This window comes from Curtanaerobium respiraculi, from assembly GCF_024609215.1.
GTDB lineage: Bacteria > Actinomycetota > Coriobacteriia > Coriobacteriales > Eggerthellaceae > Curtanaerobium > Curtanaerobium respiraculi.
In genome coordinates this window covers 199,083-216,311 of the sequence record NZ_JANIPD030000012.1, presented here as the reverse complement: position 1 = coordinate 216,311, position 17,229 = coordinate 199,083, and the positions used below count along the sequence as shown (strand labels likewise).

16 protein-coding genes, 1 tRNA gene and 1 riboswitch are annotated in these 17,229 nt (G+C 62.0%); of the genes, 5 read left to right on the top strand and 12 right to left on the bottom strand.

All coding sequences use genetic code 11. The features are described from left to right. Positions 1-40 precede the first annotated feature (40 nt). From purE to NOV21_RS05410, 3 genes are all read right to left on the bottom strand, one after another. Positions 41-505, bottom strand: coding sequence for a 5-(carboxyamino)imidazole ribonucleotide mutase (gene purE, locus NOV21_RS05420; protein ID WP_283170178.1), 465 nt, complete (start codon positions 503-505; stop codon positions 41-43). 100 nt (positions 506-605) lie between these two features. Beyond that, positions 606-2,186, bottom strand: a complete 1,581-nt coding sequence (locus NOV21_RS05415; RefSeq protein ID WP_283170177.1) for a Na+/H+ antiporter NhaC family protein — start codon at positions 2,184-2,186, stop codon at positions 606-608. A 486-nt stretch (positions 2,187-2,672) separates the two neighbouring features. Further along, a complete protein-coding gene (locus NOV21_RS05410) occupies positions 2,673-4,079 on the bottom strand; it encodes a DUF4013 domain-containing protein (protein ID WP_283170176.1) in 1,407 nt (468 codons plus the stop codon). A gap of 218 nt (positions 4,080-4,297) precedes the next feature. Between NOV21_RS05410 and NOV21_RS05405 the strand changes: the two genes are divergently transcribed. Next, positions 4,298-4,373 (top strand) — tRNA-Phe (locus NOV21_RS05405). A 224-nt stretch (positions 4,374-4,597) separates the two neighbouring features. Here NOV21_RS05405 and NOV21_RS05400 read toward each other — a convergent pair. The 5 genes from NOV21_RS05400 to NOV21_RS05380 form a co-directional block, all read right to left on the bottom strand. Beyond that, positions 4,598-6,109, bottom strand: coding sequence for an alanine/glycine:cation symporter family protein (locus NOV21_RS05400; RefSeq protein ID WP_283170175.1), 1,512 nt, complete (start codon positions 6,107-6,109; stop codon positions 4,598-4,600). 76 nt (positions 6,110-6,185) lie between these two features. After that, positions 6,186-6,278, bottom strand: a riboswitch (glycine riboswitch). 175 nt (positions 6,279-6,453) lie between these two features. Next, a complete protein-coding gene (locus tag NOV21_RS05395) occupies positions 6,454-6,831 on the bottom strand; it encodes a hypothetical protein (RefSeq protein WP_283170174.1) in 378 nt (125 codons plus the stop codon). 126 nt (positions 6,832-6,957) lie between these two features. Beyond that, positions 6,958-7,326: a hypothetical protein gene (locus NOV21_RS05390; protein ID WP_283170173.1), complete on the bottom strand. Its 369-nt coding sequence runs from the start codon at positions 7,324-7,326 to the stop codon at positions 6,958-6,960. 105 nt (positions 7,327-7,431) lie between these two features. Continuing rightward, positions 7,432-7,563: a hypothetical protein gene (locus NOV21_RS05385; protein WP_283170172.1), complete on the bottom strand. Its 132-nt coding sequence runs from the start codon at positions 7,561-7,563 to the stop codon at positions 7,432-7,434. Positions 7,564-7,600: 37 nt separating this feature from the next. After that, positions 7,601-9,448 (bottom strand): SRPBCC domain-containing protein, encoded by a 1,848-nt coding sequence (locus tag NOV21_RS05380; RefSeq protein WP_283170171.1) that lies wholly within the window; start codon positions 9,446-9,448, stop codon positions 7,601-7,603. A gap of 163 nt (positions 9,449-9,611) precedes the next feature. Between NOV21_RS05380 and NOV21_RS05375 the strand changes: the two genes are divergently transcribed. Continuing rightward, positions 9,612-11,237 (top strand): outer membrane protein assembly factor BamD, encoded by a 1,626-nt coding sequence (locus NOV21_RS05375; RefSeq protein ID WP_283170170.1) that lies wholly within the window; start codon positions 9,612-9,614, stop codon positions 11,235-11,237. 45 nt (positions 11,238-11,282) lie between these two features. Here the strand turns inward: NOV21_RS05375 and NOV21_RS05370 are convergent, their stop codons facing one another. The 4 genes from NOV21_RS05370 to NOV21_RS05355 form a co-directional block, all read right to left on the bottom strand. After that, the gene (locus tag NOV21_RS05370) at positions 11,283-11,774 is read right to left on the bottom strand and encodes a hypothetical protein (protein ID WP_283170169.1); all 492 of its coding nucleotides are present in this window, start codon (positions 11,772-11,774) and stop codon (positions 11,283-11,285) included. A 184-nt stretch (positions 11,775-11,958) separates the two neighbouring features. Beyond that, positions 11,959-12,600 (bottom strand): response regulator transcription factor, encoded by a 642-nt coding sequence (locus NOV21_RS05365; RefSeq protein ID WP_283170168.1) that lies wholly within the window; start codon positions 12,598-12,600, stop codon positions 11,959-11,961. Next, positions 12,581-13,549 carry a sensor histidine kinase gene (locus NOV21_RS05360; RefSeq protein ID WP_283170167.1) on the bottom strand — a complete coding sequence of 323 codons (969 nt, stop codon included), beginning with the start codon at positions 13,547-13,549 and terminating at the stop codon, positions 12,581-12,583. Before NOV21_RS05360 ends, NOV21_RS05365 begins: the two co-directional genes overlap by 20 nt. A gap of 5 nt (positions 13,550-13,554) precedes the next feature. Next, positions 13,555-14,826 carry a histidine kinase N-terminal 7TM domain-containing protein gene (locus NOV21_RS05355; protein ID WP_283170166.1) on the bottom strand — a complete coding sequence of 424 codons (1,272 nt, stop codon included), beginning with the start codon at positions 14,824-14,826 and terminating at the stop codon, positions 13,555-13,557. 416 nt (positions 14,827-15,242) lie between these two features. Here NOV21_RS05355 and NOV21_RS05350 point away from each other — a divergent pair, with 416 nt between their 5' ends. From NOV21_RS05350 to NOV21_RS05340, 3 genes are all read left to right on the top strand, one after another. Next, a complete protein-coding gene (locus NOV21_RS05350) occupies positions 15,243-15,896 on the top strand; it encodes an MBL fold metallo-hydrolase (RefSeq protein ID WP_283170165.1) in 654 nt (217 codons plus the stop codon). A 364-nt stretch (positions 15,897-16,260) separates the two neighbouring features. Further along, positions 16,261-16,818: a ribonuclease domain-containing protein gene (locus NOV21_RS05345; RefSeq protein ID WP_283170164.1), complete on the top strand. Its 558-nt coding sequence runs from the start codon at positions 16,261-16,263 to the stop codon at positions 16,816-16,818. Between the two features lie 8 nt (positions 16,819-16,826). Next, a complete protein-coding gene (locus NOV21_RS05340) occupies positions 16,827-17,093 on the top strand; it encodes a barstar family protein (RefSeq protein ID WP_283170163.1) in 267 nt (88 codons plus the stop codon). Positions 17,094-17,229 lie beyond the last annotated feature (136 nt).

Below are 17,229 nucleotides of genomic sequence, written 5' to 3'. Positions count from 1 at the left end.
CCTTCCGCCGAACAGGCCGGATGCGGATTCGCGGCAGGAGCTATGCTTCCGCCATCTGCTTCTTGTACGCGGCGGCTTGCGCACGGCGCCCATCATCGCCCGTGCCCAGCATCTGAAGCGCCAGGATCGCCGCGTTCTTCGCTCCGTTGATGGCGACGCAGGCAACGGGCACACCACTCGGCATCTGCACCATGGAAAGCAGGCTGTCAAGGCCGCCCAAATCGCCGGTCTTCATCGGAACGCAGATCACAGGTAGCGGGGTATACGCCGCCACGACGCCGCCCAGATGCGCGGCCTTCCCCGCGGCGGCGATGATCACGCGCAGGCCGCGCTTCTCCGCGGATTCCGCCCAGGCCTGGACCTCAAGCGGCTTACGATGGGCGCTGGCGACTTTCACCTCATACGGGATGCCGAATTCTTCCAGCTGCTTCCCACATGCTTCCATTGCGGGCAAGTCGCTGGGGCTGCCCATGATAATGCCCACCAGGGGCTTCGTCTCTGCCATATTCGACTCCTTCTTCGAGGCCTTCCCCATTGTAATGCGTGCAGCCGCTCCCCCCCCATCGTGGGAGAAGCGGCCGCACGTTGAAATCAAACCATATGCGTTATGCACTCGCCTTGCCGGAGCCCATCTGCACGACGCTGATGCCGATGGTGCGCTTGAGCACGAGCAGGACGATGAGGGTCAGCGCGATGCCGATCGGCAGGCAGATCATCCAATTCTGCACGAAGCCGGCGAGGATGAACATGAAGAAGCTGATGCCAGCAACGGTGAGCGCATAGGGCAGCTGCGTGTTCACGTGGTCGATATGGTGGACGTTCGCCCCTGCGCTCGCCATGATGGTCGTGTCGGAAATCGGCGAGCAGTGGTCGCCGCACACCGCACCTGCCAGGCAGGCCGAGATGCCGATTGTCAGCAGCTCCGGCTGGTTGGCGAAAATGGGCACCACGATGGGGATGAGGATTCCGAACGTGCCCCAGCTCGTGCCCGTGCTGAACGCAAGCCCCAGACCCACGAGGAAGATGATGGCGGGAAGCATGCTGTACAAGCTCTGGGCGCTGCCTTCCATCAAGCCGGCGACGAACACGTTGGCGCCCAACGCGGTGGTCGCCAATTTGAGCGTAAGCGCGAAAGTGAGTATGAGCATGGCGGGAATCATGGCGCGGAAGCCATCGACGAAGCAGGCGGTCGCCTTCTCGAACGTGATGACGCGGCGGGCAAGCAAGTAGATGAAGCTCAACACCAGGGCGATGAGCGAACCCCAGGGCAGGCCGACCGACGCGTCGGTGTTGGCGAAGGCAAGCGCGATGTCGTTGAATCCTTCAGCCTCGGGGTCCCAGAAACCGCCGACGTACATCATGCCGATGATGCAGAACGCCACCAGCATGATGACGGGCAGCAGCATGTCCCACAGGCTGGCACGCTCGTTCTGAATGCCTTCATCCAAGCCCAGGCTGCCCAACTCGCCATCGCGATACGCGGCCAGCTCGGCCTTCGCCATGGGGCCGTAGTCAAACTGCATGAGGGCCAACCCGACCACGAAAACGATGGTGAGCAGGCTGTAGAAGTTGTACGAGATAGCCTGTATGAACAGCTGGATTCCCGTGATGCCGGTATTCAGGTCCGCTGCGGTGGCGGATACGGCGGCAGCCCAGCTGGAAATAGGAGCGATCATGCAGATGGGAGCGGCGGTCGCATCGATGATGTAGGACAGCTTCGCGCGGCTGATCTTCTCCGCGTCGGTGACGGGGCGCATGACGGCACCTACCGTGAGGCAGTTGAAGTAGTCATCGACGAAAATGAGGCAGCCCATCAAGAACGTGGCGAGCATGGCGCCCATGCGGCTCTTCACATGCCGCGCCGCCCATGCGCCGAAGGCAGCGCTGCCGCCCGCGGTGTTGATGAGGGCGACGATGATGCCCAGCACAACGAGGAAGATGAATATGCCGGCGTTCCAGGGATCGCTGATGGCGTTGATGAACCCGACGCCCGCCGCATCCTCGCCTTCGCCGATTTGGCCGAGGATCATGTAATTCATGGTATCGATGGGATCGAATTGAGCGAGCAGCAGCGCGCCTACCAGAATGCCCACGAACAGGCTTGTATACGTTTCCTTGGTGATGAGGGCCAAGACGATGGCCACGATAGGAGGCACCAACGACCAGAATGTGCCCACGAATTCCATTTCGATTGCTCCTTAGAGGGATATGCGGCAGTCCGCCTATAATAGCCCAAGCGAGAACGCTCCATCGTGAAAAAGCAAAAGGTGTTCGGGGGGCGGCGTGTGCGGGGTTCCTCCCGCCGCGACTGTCGGAAGCCCGAAATTATTGCAGGGAGAGGAGCGTTCGCATAACGCCTATTGTCCTCCTCCCGCATAGCGGGCTCGCGCTTAGCGCAGAGGACAGGGTTGAAGGCCCCTGAAGGAGAATCGGGCTGGAAGACCTCTCCTCCAGTCCGATTCCATTTTCTAACCCTCATACGAATCTGCACGCTATGCGGTGTTGCACCGAGATGTGCAAGAACCCTACCTCCCAGCGGAGAGGCCGTTGTCGGGAGGATGCTAGCCTCCCTCCGAATCGCATGCTATCGATCCCTGCGATCCGGAGAGGCGACCGCTTTCCCTCGCGATCGCCCTCCAACACCCGCAGCCGGTCGGCATTCGGCGTGCAATTTACACGGAAGGCGTTCCGCCCTGCTCGCCCGTTTGGGAGGGATCAGCATCCTTGCCGGCAACAGCAGGCTCCGACGGCGCCGCCGCAGGCTCGGCGGCAGGTGCGGAAAGCGGAGCGGGGGCGGGAGCAGCGCCCTCAGGCACGGCCGCGGGTGCGGGAATCGGCTGGGAAGCGGGCGCGACGGCCCCGGGCTGATCAGGACTTGCCGGCTCAGGAGCGCCGGCGCCGGGTTCAGGCACCGGCGCGGCGCTCGGTTGACCTTGCGCGCCTGCCGGCGGTGCCGCGACGGGCGGAGCGGAAGCAGCAGGTTGAGCTCCGACGGCGGAAGCCGCAGCGGACGGGAACGCTTGCGAGGCCGCCGGTGCAACAAGAGCTTGGTCCGCCTGATACGCAGGTTGCTGCGCCTGCACGGCGGGCGCCGCCTGCTGCTGGGGCTGCTGCGCCACCTGCTGCTGCGCCACTTGCTGAGGCTGATAGTACGCAGGAGACGGCTGTTGGGGCGGCTGCACCTCGAAAGGAAGGGGGTCGTTCTGCCCGCGCCATTCCGGCACGTTGAAACCGCGCGCCCAATATCCGACCGCGCGGAATGCCATCAAGTCGATGAAGACGCCCGCGACGACCAAGAAGTACAAGACCACGAGAAGAACGAGGACGAAAACGAGGGTGGACGACCCCAGCTGGGTTGCCACAAGGCTCGAATTGAATGGGACGCTCGAGTCGCCGATATGCGAAAGCGCAGGCCCGGCTACGGAAATGGCGTATCCGAAGTACATGAAGAAAACGATGGTCAAAACAACGCCGGCGATTGCTCCGAGGATAAGCGACAAGAGAAGGACCATGCCGATGATGCGGGCCATGCCGTTGAGGTCATGCGTGATCATCTTCCAGATTTTCCCGAACTGGAAGCCGGCGCTCAAGCGATCGTAGATCGCCATCCGGATGGCCCCCACCCAGCCGAACACGGAAGCGGCGAGCGAGAGCACGAAGTAAACCAAAGATACCAGCACTCCCCCAATTCCCAATGCAGCCGCAGCAGCGGGGTTGAACCCGTACGGGGAGGAGTCGTAATAGCCATGCTGGGGCACCGTACTTGCCGTGCATGCAGCCAAGCCCCCGGTGAGCACCATATCGATCAGGTAGACGATGAGTGCCAGCGCCACGACGATCACCAGCGCGAACCATCCGCGGCGATACAGCTTGCCATCTTCATTGCCGAAGATCCGCGCCGGCATCGGCTGGCGGACGTTCCAGGCGATATCGCGTGCCCAGCCCCAAGCGTAGCCGAAGAACGCGATCGCGCCGAAGACGGGGATGAAAAGAATGAGTGCGAGCAGGCAGATCTTGCCGAACCACCCTGGGGTGCTTTTGATGTCCGCCCATGCTGTGGCGAAGTACCGCTGTTGCATTTCAACTCCTATCGGTTGAGATTGTTGCCGCAAGTATACCGAAAGCGACCTCCCCCGCAGCGTACGTTGCCTACCCGTTGAAGGACGGGGCTTTTTAGCAGGTACAGCGGTGCGCCGAGGTGCGCCGATTTGATGGGGCGGGGAATTCATCGAACGATTCCGCTTGACGGAACCCGCGACAACCAGTAAAGTTCGTACACGCGTTTTGAAGCGCATCCGGTCGGGTAGCTCAGTTGGTAGAGCAGGGGATTGAAAATCCCCGTGTCAGGGGTTCAAGTCCCTTCCCGACCACCATGAATCGAACGGGTCCTATCGGGACCCGTTTTTCGTTTCCTCTCAGAACCCTGCTGCAAGCATCCACAAAAGGGGCGCCGACCTGCTGTATCGGCGCCCCTTATCGGATTTGCCTGCAGCTCTTGCGCGGGCGTTCCCGCCGCGTTCGTTAGAAGCCGCTCCGTTCCCTGCAATTCCGAACCATTCGGACATTGTGTAAAACGAGGGAACTGGAAGCTCGCTTCCTATTCGGCTGCCGCAGCCTCGCAGGCGAGCTCTTCCTCGTATTCCTCCTGCTGCATCCTGTCCTCGAAATCGCGACCCTGCTTCCCGCCGTGATGGGAGAGCGCGCAGGTGCTGACCGCACCGGACAGCGCGATGAGGGCGATGACGTTGGGGATGACCATCAGCTGGTTGAACATATCGGCGAGCTCCCACACCAGGTCGTTGGAGAGGATGCTGCCCAGGAAGATGAAAACCAGCGCGATCACGAAGAACACGTAGTTGGCGGCGCGGCCGAAACGCTTGCCGAAAAGGTACTCCACATTCAGGCGCGAGAACATGTTCCAGGAGAGGATGGTGCTGAAAGCGAAGAACAGCAGGCAGATGGCCACGAAGGCGTTGCCGAAGCCGGAGCCGAAGAACTGGCTGAACGCCGCCTGCGCCATATTGGTCTTGTTCAAACCGACCAATGCGGCGATGTCGACGGGATCAGAGCCGGCAGACGCGCTTGCGAAAGCCTGCGCGAGCGCGCCATCGCCCACGTACAGCGTGCTGATGACGACCAGGGCCGTCATGGAGACGACGATGATCGTGTCGACGAACACACCGACCATGGCTACAACGCCCTGCTCATGCGGGTCTTTGACGTTTGCCAGCGCGTGGGCGTGCGGGGTCGAGCCCATACCGGCCTCATTGCTGAACAGGCCGCGCTTGGCGCCTTGGGAAAGCGCCGCGATGATGCCGAACGTCACGCCGCCCATGCTCGCCTGCGGGTTGAACGCGCATTGGAAGATCAATGCGAACGCGGGAATCACGTTCCCCGCGTTCAAGATGAGCACGACCAGGCCGCCGATCAGGTACAGCACCGCCATGACGGGCACGAGCTTCTCGGTGACGCTTGCCAGGCGGCTGACGCCGCCGATGAAGATGAAGCCCGCGACCGCGACGATTGCCAGGCCGACCGCCCACGTGGGGAATCCGAACGCCGTGTCCATGGTGCTGGCAATTGAGTTGCTCTGGACCATGCTGCCCATGAATCCCAGCGCCAGGATGATGGCGATGGCGAAGAACCCTGCGAGGAACTTGCCCCCGTTGCCCTTGAAAGCGGTGGTGATGTAGTAGGCCGGACCGCCGTGCACGTTGCCGTCCGCGTCGAGCTTGCGCGTCTTCTGCGCGAGCACCGCCTCGGCGTAGTTCGTCGCCATGCCCAGCAGCGCGATGATCCACATCCAGAAGATGGCGCCGGGCCCGCCGATCAGGATGGCGCCGCATGCCCCGACGATGTTGCCTGTGCCGACCTGCGCGGCAATGGCGGTCGCCAGAGCTTGGAACGAGCTCATGCTGCCCTTGTGCTTCTTGCCGTTCAGGCTGAATCCGCCGAACACGCGGTGCCAACCCTCGCGAAAGCAACGGATCTGCACGGCGTGCGTTTTTACGGTGAAGAACAAGCCGGCACCGATCAGCATGATGATCAGCACGTAGTTCGACAGGTAGGAGTTTACCGTTTGGACAATCGGGAGCAGGAACGCTTCCATGATGCAGGGCCTTTCTCTAGCTTGCGATACGCCATCGAGAAAGTCCTTACGCGTGCCGACTCTTGGAGTCAACAACCCATATGCCTCTGTCCTTTTCGCCTGAGAGATTCAGCTGACCTGCAGCCTTGCACCTTCGGCACCCATAAAGAGATTCTCCAGAGTTTCCTCCGCTTCCGGTCCCCCACGGGTTCCAGGAGCTTCACGGGAAAGATGGTATTGAGGGACTATATACTTTTGCCGAGTGGAGCGCAATGGCGCATGAAAGAAACTTCGACACCCACACCATCTGCATACCGATGGAGCTCCTCGCCCCTCGCACCAGGCCGGATACGACCCCTTCGCCTCTATGTCGGCCGCCATCGGACCTGCACGTTGCTGCCGATGCTCACCAGGGAGTCGCCGTCCGGCTCTAGCAGCATATCTTTGCCATCATCCAAGGTGACGGCAACCTGGTCCGCCTCACTCATCTTCCAGGTGCCCGTGTCCACTTTGTCAAACCAGTTCAGCTCGCAGCTGCCGTCCTCGTTAAGGACGAGGGTCGCACCGTCCAGATTGGTGACTTTTGCTGGGAGCCACACACCACCGCTAGGATTCACCTCGGTTACCTCCCAGGTGCCAACGTAGCCCTTGCCGCACCCGACGAGGGCCACCGCGCACGCCATCACCAACGCACAGCACAGCAACACGCGTGCCAGAACCCTCCTGCCCTCTGTCCTCATCATGGCAAACTCCTCGATATTCTTTCTGCCGCTTCTCGCGCCGCGGCCCGGCAGGCATAAAATTCATCGAAACGCGAACACGCGAACGATTCCGCCTTACGCATTTCGCGACACTAACCCAGCAGAGGTTCACTCTATGTCCGTCACCGTCAGCACGCCGTCGGAAAGCTCATACGTCAGCACTGCCGCAGTGGTTATCCCCCTGCCACCGTTGTAGGTAGTCGTATTGCTGTCCCGCTTGATCTGCCCCCCTTCGAAGGCGAACACAACCGTCCCGTCCATGGATGACATGCAGGAGTGGTCGACTACCTTTTTCCCGGAGATGACAAGCGTATCGTACGAGATCGTTTCCCCCGTTGCGTTGTCGACGAAGTCGAACGTGTCGGTTCGCGCGTTCACGTTCTCGATCCTCATCTTATGCACCCCGGCACCGCACCCGGCGATAGCCAAGACGGCTACCATAGCCGCTGCGAGTACCAACGCTGTCAAACGCTTCATGGCTTTACCCCCTTTTGGTACAACTGTTCGCATATCCTCACCTATCCTTTCCGTCCCCTGCGGGCGAGTAAAATGCCACCCGCGATGCATGCCGCGATGCGGCAGTCACTTCTTTCCGCCGCCGAAGACGGCGATGACGATCGGCTCGAGCACCACACCGACGATGGCGCCGATCAGGATGCTACCGGAGGCCTGCCAGACGATCCAACCGATGATGACAGGTACGAGCATTGCCATGAGCGTTCCTTCCCTCTGAGGTGCCATCCCCGCACGACTACTCCTGCCGTGGTTCCTGCTCCGAAGACGGTGGGTTGCCCCATGCCCGGGGCTGGGCGGCAGGGGGCTGCGGAGGCGCCGCCGTGGTCTGCGCGCCGGCCGGTGCCCAGGTGGCGTAAGGCTGGGCAAAGGACGTCTGCACCGGCTGCGCGGGTGCCTCTTGCTGGGGCTGACACGCAGGTACCGCCTGACCAGTTTGGGGCATCGAGATGGGCGCCTGCCCGGAGGCCACCTGTTGCCATTGTTGATAGGTCATCATCTGAGGCTGTGCCGCCCTTTTGTCGGCCGAGCGCACGGCGAGCCAGGCGAAGAGCAGGTTCACCACGCCTCCGAAGAGGGACGAGGCCACATCGAGCGCCGAGTTGTCTCCATAACCGAAGGCGGCGGTGTTCACGCCTACGGAGAGCTGGGCAAGGACCGCGGCACCGCAGCCGATGAAAAGCACGTACATGCCGTAGCGCCGGTGTGCGAGCAACATGATGTAGCCGACCGATCCGGCCGCGGCAAGGAGGAGGGTATAGTCGTAGATGCTCGTCCCGTATCTAGAGCTGGCCATCATCACGAAGATGCCCACGAACCCGAGCGTCATGATGACGGCCTCGAGCCACGCCCATGCGAGGCCGAGACCGTGCAACCTCACGCGCAGATCGCGCAGCGCGCAGAGGCGCGAGACGAGTACGAAGGCACCGAGAAGGACGCCGGTGGCGATCACGGCGGAGGCGATTCCGGTCAAGAGGGACGTTCCGATCAGGATACCCTCCCCGTAAAGAGCCGGCCTTACGGCCGCCGAGACAAGCGATCCCGCAATTCTCAAGACGCCGTACACGCCAGCGGCAACGTATGCCGGGGCGTACTCGCCTCTGGCCGCGATCGCCGGAATGCGACGGGCGAACTTCGCCGAGGCGAGCGTCAGGGCGATCGAGGCCACGCTGATGAGGGTATTCACGGCGAATGCGGTCGGCGCCACGTAACCGTAGGCGATCCCCGGGTAGCGCACGAGACCTGAGACGGCGACGAGCGCGCCCATCCCGATGCCCCAGTAGTTCCATTTCCGGTCACTCAGGCTGACGAGGTAGGCGGCGGTACCTTCGATGGCGACGAAGACGAGGGAGAGCGTGGCCCCGGTGAAGAAGCGGATCCTCATATAGCTCATGTTGAAGCTGGCAAACTGCAGCAGGAGGAACTCCAGCAGCCAGAAGCCGATCAGGAACCCGACCGTCCACAGGGCGCGCTGCGGCGCGCCGACGGCGGCGGAGGAACTGGCCACGACCCCGGGCACCGCTGGCTGCGCCTGCGGATGCGCCTGCACAGCCCATGCCCCGGGCTGCGATGATGGCTGCTGGTTCGATGGTGGCACCTGCTGGTTCGATGGTGGCGTCCATGATGCCGCAAGCTGCGGAGGCGCCGGGGATCTCGATTGCGGATCCTGCACCGCAGGCTGGACAGGTTCTTGCGCGTCGGGTGCGAAGTTTGAGCTTGCGGCGGCTTTCGCAAGCGTCGCAAGCTTGTCGACGCGCTTCTGCCGTTCCTCGGCGACCTTGTCATCGAGCCAGGTTGCGCCCTTGCCGACCTCGACAAGCGAGATGATGGTACCGCTGCCGCTCCAGCGCAAGGTTATCGTCGTGTCCGTCCAGGTATCCTCGATGGTGAGCGACTCGCCTTCCCGATAGCCCTTGATCCCGCACGTGCCACCGTCGGCGAAGGTGATGCTCCCACCCTCGCGCCAGTCGGTGGATGCGACCGGGATGCCATACCACTTCTCCCACGTCCCTGCATTCGTAAGAACCGCCCATACGCCCTCCCCGGACACCGGGGTCTCGTAATCCGCGTACAACGTACCAGCCATGCCACTCCTATCCATAGCAGACATCACGCCGAGCAAATCCTCTGGCCATCTACGCTAGGCTTTCCGAACCGCGCGAGGGTGGACACCAAGTCCACCTTTCGATGGGCGGCATCTGGTTCACTTGACCCTGGACATGCCCGGGACGAGTGGAAGGTAGGTCGTCATGGCTGATCTGGAGCACGCGGAGGGTGCCAACGTTTCACAGGGCGGGGGAACCGCGCTGCTCGACGGGATGGTCCCTGTCGTAGGACCTGCCGACAAGAGCGCTTCTCCAGAGGACACGTCGATTCCTCAAGAGATGCCCGCTGATGTCCATTCCCTACCGTCCGGCATGGCAACCGCGCCTGTAGAAGGCGGGGAAACAACGCAGAAGAACGCTGCGATCGACGCATCCCTCCCCGACGGGACGACCCCCGTCGCTGACGAAGAAGGGTCCGTCCCTGAACCTGCAGATGCCCTTGGCGGAGCGGAGCCCGCCGAGAAACAAACCGAAGATCGCAAACCGCTCGGCGAGAAATGGAGGGCGCTTCCCAAGAAGCGCCGAACGACCATCATCGGGGCGCTTGCGGCAGTTCTCGTGGCTGTCACGGTGGGTGCCGGGCTGGCCATACATCACAGCATGCAGCAATCCGCATACGACAATGGCATCGCCCAGATTGAGGCGGGCGATTACGCTGCGGCGCAGGCGACGTTCGCGTCGCTCGGAAGATTCGAGGACTCACAGGAGCGGGCGTCCGAATGCCAAGACGTGGTCGATGCGCTGGCCGCTAAGGACGCAGGCGACTACAACGAGGCCGTCGGGCTGCTCGAAGACCTCAGCCTGCTGCGGGAGGACACCGCGCGGGAACGGTGCCTGTGCAAGGCGCATGCGGCGGACGCTGCCGACGACTGGGCAAACGTTCTCATCTACGCATATGCGGCGCACTCAGGCGATTACGAGCTCGGCTTCCTCACCGATCCCGAGAAAGCCGAGGCGAGAACGGAGCCCGAAAAGATGCTCGCCGCTGCCTATGCCGAAGGCGACGGGATGCTCAACTACATCGCCGGTTACTACGCCAACGGCGGTGCCGTTTGGAACGGAGAGATGGACGACCTCTTCGAGGGAAACGAAGACGAGGAAATCAGCTCCCTGAGGGCCGACGCTAGCCACGGGTTCGCCTACGCGGGCGCCGAGCAGCGCTACAATAAGGGCGACTATACAGAGGCTGCCTACCAGTTCGGGCGCCTCGACGGCTTCCGCGACTCAGCCGAGCGACAGCAGCAGGCGTATGAGGCGGCCTACCAGCAGGCGGACGGCTATTATGCGAGCGGCGAGTTCTACAAGGCGAAGAAGGTGTTCGAGACCCTCGCTCGCCGCAACTACAAGGATGCTGCCGGCCGCGCGGCCTCATGCGTGCAGCCCATCCCCGAGAACGGCGCGCTCAACACCGGCGGCGGCTCCACCTCCATCGCGCTGGTCGCGGGGACCGAGTACGGCTACCAGTACCTCAGGGCCTACGACGAGGCGGGCAACGTGGCGGCAACCGTCTTCGTGCACCCTGGCGCCACCGCGACGATACGCCTTGAGGGCGGCACCCACAGCTTCAAGGTGGCCTCGGGAGAGGAGTGGTACGGCGAGATCGACCTGTTCGGCGATGCGGGCCGCTACCGCCAGATCACGTTTGCCGGCAGCGGCGACACCTACACCCTCAACGCCGGCAGCGCCTATGAGATGACACTCGGCGGCTACACCGGCAGCGACGGCAACGCCAGCTCCAAGTCGCTTTCCGGTGGCTCTGGCTCGATGTAGGAACACGGGAGAGGTGCGGGGCGCGGGCAGCGCCCTGCAGGGAGGTCACCTCACGTTGGAAAGTAACGGCAGGCCAAGCCCATCGAGATCGATTTGGGCCGCGACGAACGTCTTGTGCCTATGCAGACACCACGCGATGACCGCATCGCGCCTGACGCCGGGGTTGAGCGGAGCCACACGCGCGGCTGCGAGCAGATCCTGCACCTTGGGAAACGCCAGACCCAGACCGAAGGCGAACATGATGGCCGTGTTTCGGGAAGGGTTGCGCTCGCCGCGCATGATACGGTAACCATAGGTTCGTTCGATTCCGCCGCGCTTGAAGGCGCACTCGGGGGCGATGTCACGCTCGCAGCACAACCTCGCAAGATAGACGTTGAAAGGGGGAAGCTCGCCTGCGCGTCGCACCGCCATCGCGCAGTCAGATGCAGTCGGCGCCTGCAGGACAACCGCCCATTCCCTGGTGCAGCCCGCAAAGGCAGGAACTTCGAAGGGACTTGCCTGCGTCGCGGTAAGGGATATGTCCTCTGCTATGGGCATAGCTTTATGCTATTGCTCGCGCACCGGGAAGAAAAGTGCCGAAGGTCATGCCATTCAGCCGAGAATAGCCCCATGCGCCTCGTCTACCGATCGCCTGCATAAAGTCGAAGGATTGCTGGCCGCTTTGTCCGATGGGGAAGATGCCGGCCGCGTTCCACTTGCGAATCAACGAGGAGCATCATCCTTATTCCACGAGGTGGTTCTCGGTGGCGTAGCGCACCAGCTGGGCGCGGCTCACGCAACCCGTCTTGCTCAACAGCAGCGACACGAGGTTCTTGACGGTACCGGTCTTGAGATGGATCCTGCCAGCGATTTCGGCATTCGTGAAACCCTCGCACAAAAGCGCCATTATCTGCCGCTCGCGCTCACTGAACTGAGCCTCGCGCTTTTGTTTGAGCTTGCTGCTGTAACTGCGCACGGCATTTTGGTCGTAGACGTTCATGCCGCGGGTGATGGAGATGAGCGTGTCTCGAAGCCGCTCCCTTTCGATGACCTTGAGCAGAAAGCCGTCGCAACCCGCTTCCATAGCTTGCGCAACGGTCTCGTCATCGTCAAAAGTCGTGAGCGCGAGCACCTTCACGTCCGGATGCGCGACCCTGATCTGGCGTATCGCGTCGGGCCCTGAGAGCTTGGGCATCTGCATGTCCATAACCACGATGTCGGGGGCGAGTTCGTCGCACATCGCCACAGCCTCCTGCCCATCCGCGGCGATACCGACGACGGAGAATTCCTCCCACTCGTCGATTATCATTTTCAGGCCTTCCGTCAGAAGCGGATGGTCGTCCGCCAGCAGTATGCGCTGGTGTTCAATCTTCAATATGCTCATCCGCGCCCACCTCCCCAAAAACCACCGTCACCTTGAACCCCTGACCTGGAACTGCGCAGAAGTCGACGCTGCCGCCTGCGTTGCGCACGCGCTCCTCCATGAACGAGAGCCCGAACCCTTTGCGGAACTCTCCGCGGAACCTACCGTTGTCCTCTATGATGAGCGTGAGGTCCGCCTCGTCCACGTCCAGCCGCACCGCCATCTCGTCTGCCATCGAGTGGGCAAGCACGTTGTGGTAGCACTCGTCGCATATGTCGTGGATGATTCCTCGAAGCGGCGCTGCCCACCCCGGCTCATCGCCCGCAATCGTTACATGCACGGGGATCAGGGCCTCGTCGGCGAACGGTCGCAGCAGCTCGCCCAAGCTCTGGGCGTCCTCCCCTTCTCCGATGGCAAGCGCGTGGTTGCATATCGCCACGCCCTCGTCCAGCAGCCGGGCGTAATATTCGGGATCGGTGTCCTTCAACAGCAGGCATATCTGCGACCTCGTGAACAGATCTGTGATCGCATGCCCCGCCTCGTCATGGATCCTGCATGCGACCCGGTGTCGTTCCTCCTGGTCGGCGAATGCCTCGATCTGGTGCGTGTACTCCCTCAGCTGGGCGATCGCCTTCTCCTGCTCCTGAGCGGCCTCGTCAAGCTGCCTGTTCTTCTCCGCGTTCAGCTCGCAGAGCCTCTTCTTCTCCGTGATGTCCTCGAAGATCACAACGTATCCCACGCAGCGACCACCTTCGGCGACGGGGGAAACCTGGCGTCGGAACGCCCTGCCCCCGACGGTGCAGGTTAGCTCTCCGGCAACGATGCCCTCGGGGACATAGCGTTCGATGTTTGCACCCTTCCTCATGGATGGGAAGGGGCCTTTACGGTTGAAGTCGAGAATGTAGCCGTATGCGTCCGTGACGATCACGGTGTCCGACAGCCTCTGGAACAGCCTCTTCCAATCGGGCACGACGCTCATCCCCTCAGCTCGGCAACGACCGCGCGAACCTTCGCGATGCTGTCAATTCCGATCTGCAGGTTCTCCTCCAGCGGGGATGCGCTGCGGTCGGGATCGGAACGCGCCGCTTGCAGGTTCTGCCGAATGCGCTCAAATACGGACGAAAGCTCCTCGTAGATGCCTTCGGCCATCTCCTTGCGCCTCTTGAGATCTCCTGCCAAGTCGAGGGATTCAAGATACGCCTCGATGCTTCTGTTCTCTTCCGCAAGCCGCACTGTCAGCTGCTCGAGGCGTTCCGCCTGCTCGGCGAGCATCTGAAGACGGCTGTTCACCTCGGTTTGATCGGCGGCGGACACCATCAGCTCACCCCCGGACAGCACTGTGACCGAGACCGAGAGCTCGCGCCCCTGCAGCCTTGCTTCATAGCTGCCCTCAGACATGGGCACCGCATTCGGCAGCTTGGAGAACGCGGTGCCGTATTCGCCATCGGCGAGCAGGTTGCGGTAGACGAACTCCCCCCGTACGGCGTCGTAGACCGCAACCGGCCTGGGCGCGTGCCGGACCGCTTCCGCGAGCGACGAGGAGACGACGTTGACGTAGCCGTGCTTGAAAGCCGCCAAATAGAGGCACCACCAGGAGACGGCCATCACCACCGGCGTGAAGTCGACGAGATCGATGCCCGACAGGGACCGTGCCGCAGCCGCCAGCGGCGGGAGCAACGGGAACGCGGAGAGGAGGAAAGCGCGTCTCGCCTTGTCGCCGCCGCGCTTGACGATGTCGATCATCGAGACGCACCAACCGGCGAGGAGCATGACGTACCCGAATACGAACAGGGGCGCGAAGAGCGGGCCGTGTCCCACCTGCTGCCCCATAGCGAGCTTGGTGTAGAACAGGTGATGAAGCGGGTTCGTGAACACGATCAGCACGATGAGCGCCGGAAAGCCGAGGACCACCGCTCTCACGAACAGGTTTTCGGTGGCACGCCAGCGCCCCGAGACATAAAGCACCCAGATAACGTAGGATGCCGCGGAGTATCCGAACCCCAGGTACTGGAAGTTCGCGGCGAACACGTAGGCGTCGTTATTGGATGGCAGGAAGAGGTACACGACGCTCTCCATGAATCTCCCCGACACCCATAGCCATAGCGCGACCGTGAGCGCCAAGAACCACCGGCTCACCGGACTCGGCTGCAACCGACGCGCGAGCCATACGACGAACACGAGGTACACCGCCAGGAAGATGACCTGCTCGGTGAAGTTGATCGCCCTTATCGCCGACATCGACAACATGTTGGCGTTTCGTCCCAATCTATCCGCTTATCCAGATGGTCGGATCTTGGGCGGCGCCCTATCCTGCCAAGTTGCGCCTTGACGCATTAATTATACTCTAGGAAGTCATCGCGAGGTGGACTGGCAGTCCACATCCGCCGCAGCCGGAATCAGATCGAATCAGATCGAAACTTCAGCAAGCGGTCCCCTGCCCACCGGGCATGCCCAAAATCCAGAATCCATCTCCGCAAGGCACGCATGCAACGGTATCGTATAGTTGGATCGAGAAGCGAATCAGGAGAAGGTGACGCCATGAACGGATGCGATGACTGCAGAATCCGCGGATCTCCCCGAGAAAAATTGGGAACCGCCACGTTGAAGCATACCGCCCCCGGGCGGAACCCGCACTGCCAAACGACGATCGAAGGAGTCGCATCATGGCGAAAATGCTCTACCAGGGACATGGGTCCTACCGATTCACGCTGGATTGCGGAACGGTGGTATACGTCGATCCGTTCGCAGGCGGAGGCTACAGCCTTCCCGCCGACCTGATCCTGGTGACCCACGAGCACTTCGATCACAACCAGGTGGATAAGATGCCGCACCGCCCCGGGTGCCGCATCGTCCGCGGGTCGGAGATCGCCGCAGCCCTGCACCGCGCGCGGCAGGAAGGCGCCCCGTTCTCGGGCAACGGATTCGAAACCGAGCACCGGGGCGTGAGCATCCTTCCCGTAGAGGCCTGCAATAAAAACCATCCGATAGATGAATGCGTCGGATTCGTGCTGCGGTTCGACGGCGTGTTGTTCTACACATCGGGCGACACGAGCACCACGGAGGATATGCGCAACGGGAGCTTGGCGAACCTTCATCTCGACTATGCGGTCTTCCCCGTCGACGGGTTCTACAACATGGACATCGAAGAAGCGGGCGCGTGCGCGAAGCTGGTGCAGGCGAAACACAGCATCCCCGTGCATATGGTGCCTATGGACAACCCGGAAGACCCGAGCCGGCTGTTCGCCCCCGATAAGGCAAATGCGTTCGCCGCGCCCGGCAAGATCGTGCTACGGCCCGGGGATGAGCTGTCCCTTTAGCCGCAAATCGAAATTGCGAGCACGTCCGGTTCAGACCACCGCGGCCTGAACCCCGCGAGCATATCCGCGAACCCGGGGTAGGCAGGGCGGCGCCGACCGCCCGCCTTGGCGCCGAGGCAAGGCGGGCGGTCAGGATTCGCGGGGCAGACATTTCCCCCTTCAGGGAGCACCTAGCGAGGCGGCTGCGATAACGACGGGGAATGCCCCAAGCATCCAGCCCTGCCGAGTGTGAGTAAGAGTTTTCACGGATCGAGGGTAGCCATTCCCGTTCGGCGCGGCACGGTAGCTTCATCTCGATTTGGACATCGAACTGGACCGAAAGCGCGATAGCGCCATCGATACGGGGAACGGTACAATGGATGGCATGGAGAAACCGATAAGAGCATTCACCAAACTCGCGCTTGTCCTGCTGATCGCTGCTATCGCGGCGTTCGCAAACATCTCTGCAACAGGATGCAGCGCAGGCAGCTCGGATACGGCTGCAGCTCAATCCACTTCGGAACCGTCGGCGGGCACGTCAGAATCGGTTGCAGGCTCTTCCTCGATTTCGGCGGACAGCTTGGCGGCCGCCGAGTCGAACGTTTCCGAAAACGGCGAATACACAGGCAAATACGAGGTGGCAGCTTATATCCATCGGTACGGTCGCCTTCCGGAAAACTTCATATCGAAAACGAAAGCACGTGACGCGGGCTGGATTGCCAGCCAGGGCAACCTGCAAAAGGTATGCCCGGGGAAGAGCATCGGCAGAAGCCGATTTTATAACGACGACGGGAAGCTTCCCGATGCCAACGGGCGAAGCTGGAAAGAATGCGATATCGACTACCATGGCGGCATGCGGGGAGCGAAACGCATCGTCTTCTCGAACGACGGCCTGGTCTTCTACACCGCCGACCACTACGAGAATTTCGAGCAGCTGTACTAGGGGTGCGTATGCGCAGGGTGGCAATTGACGAATCCGAATTCCGCAACGCCGAGCAACTGCATGCATACTTGCAGCGCAAGCTGCAGTTCCCGCCATATTACGGCCGCAACCTCTCCGCGCTGGATGACTGCGCGGGCGACATCGACAAACCCACGGCCATCACGGTGATCCGCGTCAGCCGGCCCGACGGACGCCGCTGGTTCGATCACATCATCGCCGTTCTGGAACGCGCAGCAGAAACGAACCCCCGTCTCGAAATCATCGATCGGCGATAGCACCGAGGCTCCTGCGGCCCCGGAGGGGATCGGGGACCATCTGAAGCGCGTACCGTCACAACGCCGCCCGTAAAGATTTTGCCAGTCTTGGAGAGGCAGAATCGGTTATCGGCAGTTCGGTGAACCGTATGCGCCG